The sequence below is a fragment of the uncultured Thiodictyon sp. genome, from assembly GCF_903828115.1.
In the GTDB taxonomy this organism is placed as follows: domain Bacteria; phylum Pseudomonadota; class Gammaproteobacteria; order Chromatiales; family Chromatiaceae; genus Thiodictyon.
In genome coordinates, this window is record NZ_CAIKKU010000067.1 from 1 (window position 1) to 1,525 (window position 1,525).

The 1,525-nt window shown below is 64.1% G+C and carries 2 protein-coding genes; one reads left to right on the top strand and one right to left on the bottom strand.

The genetic code is table 11. The annotated features are described in order from the left end of the window. Positions 1-626: aminotransferase class I/II-fold pyridoxal phosphate-dependent enzyme (locus QZY48_RS02295; protein ID WP_295427159.1), on the bottom strand; the 626-nt coding region annotated here is incomplete at its 3' end. A 700-nt stretch (positions 627-1,326) separates the two neighbouring features. On the opposite strand from QZY48_RS02295, the gene QZY48_RS02300 reads away from it, so the two are divergent. Beyond that, on the top strand, positions 1,327-1,525 hold a 199-nt coding region (locus tag QZY48_RS02300; protein ID WP_295427162.1), incomplete at its 3' end, for a hypothetical protein.

The following is a 1,525-nucleotide window of genomic DNA, read 5'->3' on the forward strand; positions in this document are numbered from 1 at the left end:
AGATCGTGCACCACCCAGATGCCGTGCTCACCGGCGATGTCGATCACCCGCTGGAAGAAGTCCAGTTCCACGCACTGGGTGGTCGGGTTACCGGGGAAATTCAGCACCAGCATCTTCGGCTTGGGCCAGGACTCCAGGATGGCGCGCTTTAGCTCCTCGAAAAAATCGGTGTCCGGGGTCAGGCGGACATGGCGCACGTCGGCCCCGGCGATGATGAATCCGTAGGGGTGGATCGGGTAGGCCGGGTTGGGCACCAGCACGGTGTCTCCGGCCCCCATGGTCGCGAGCGCCAGGTGCGCCAGGCCCTCCTTGGAGCCGATGGTGACGATCGCCTCGGCGTCCGGGTCCAGGTGCACGTCGTAGCGGTCCCGGTACCAGTTGCAGATGGCCCGGCGCAGGCGCGGGATGCCGCGCGAGACCGAGTACCGGTGGGTGTCCTTGCGCCCCGCCGCCTCGATCAGCTTCTCCACGATGTGCGTCGGCGTGGGCTGGTCCGGGTTGCCCATCCCGAAATCGATGACATCCTCGCCGCGGGCCCGGGCCTCCGCCTTCAACTCGTTGACAATGTTGAAGACATAGGGCGGCAAGCGCTTGATGCGGCGAAAATCCGAATCAGGAATGACCACGGCGACCTCGGGATGGCAACCAAAGCAGGGAAGTTTACCTTTGCGCCCCGGGGATTGGAACCGCGATCTCCCTTCCCTATGATTGCAAAAAACCCTAATTCTACTTTGTCACCTTAATTCGGTGGCGTTGAGTGTAAGGATACGGATATTTCGGAAAAACAAGTATAATAAGCATTTACAGGCATTGATCGTCGTTCCGGCCGCCCCGGGCCGGAGTCCAAGGCTTCAGCCTTGGGGGGACAGGACCAAGGCTTTACCGTGAAAGTCCCTTGCGTAGCCAGGCCATCCTGGCCTGGCCAGGCTGGAGCAGTCAGGGCTGGAAGCCCTGACTACGCAGGCTCGCTCGCCAGCGATCGGCATGACTTTCATCTGCCGGGGTGGCGCGGGCGCCGTGACCGTTAGCCTTTGACTCCAGAAGGTGGCCGCTGGCCGGGGCGATGATCAAGGCCCATTTACAAACATTGACAAGCCTTGCGCTTGAAATGCGCCAACCAGCCCCGGGCTGGTGGTACGATGCCCGGGTGTCGGCCGCGGGGCGATGACGCACCACCGCGCGTCGCTGACGAAGTGGACGACCCCCGTGACGGCGGCGGTCCAACCGTTGTTGCGGGCGCCGCGCTCGACCTCCTGCTACCCCTCGGCCCAGGGCCGGCGATGTGGCGCACGCCTGGCCCCCGCAGTCGCAATCTTCGCACGCCCTATGCCCACGCTCAGCCTATCTCGGAAGACCACACTCGCCTGGGTCGCGCTGACCTTTGGGGTGCTGGCGAGTGTCCTCGCCGGTCTGCAGGTCAAGCAGCTCCTCGAACGGGACGCGGCCATGCAGTTCGCCTTCGACTGCGATCAGGTCGCCCTCAAGGTCCGGGGGCGCCTGGATGCCTATGCCCTGATCCTGCGCG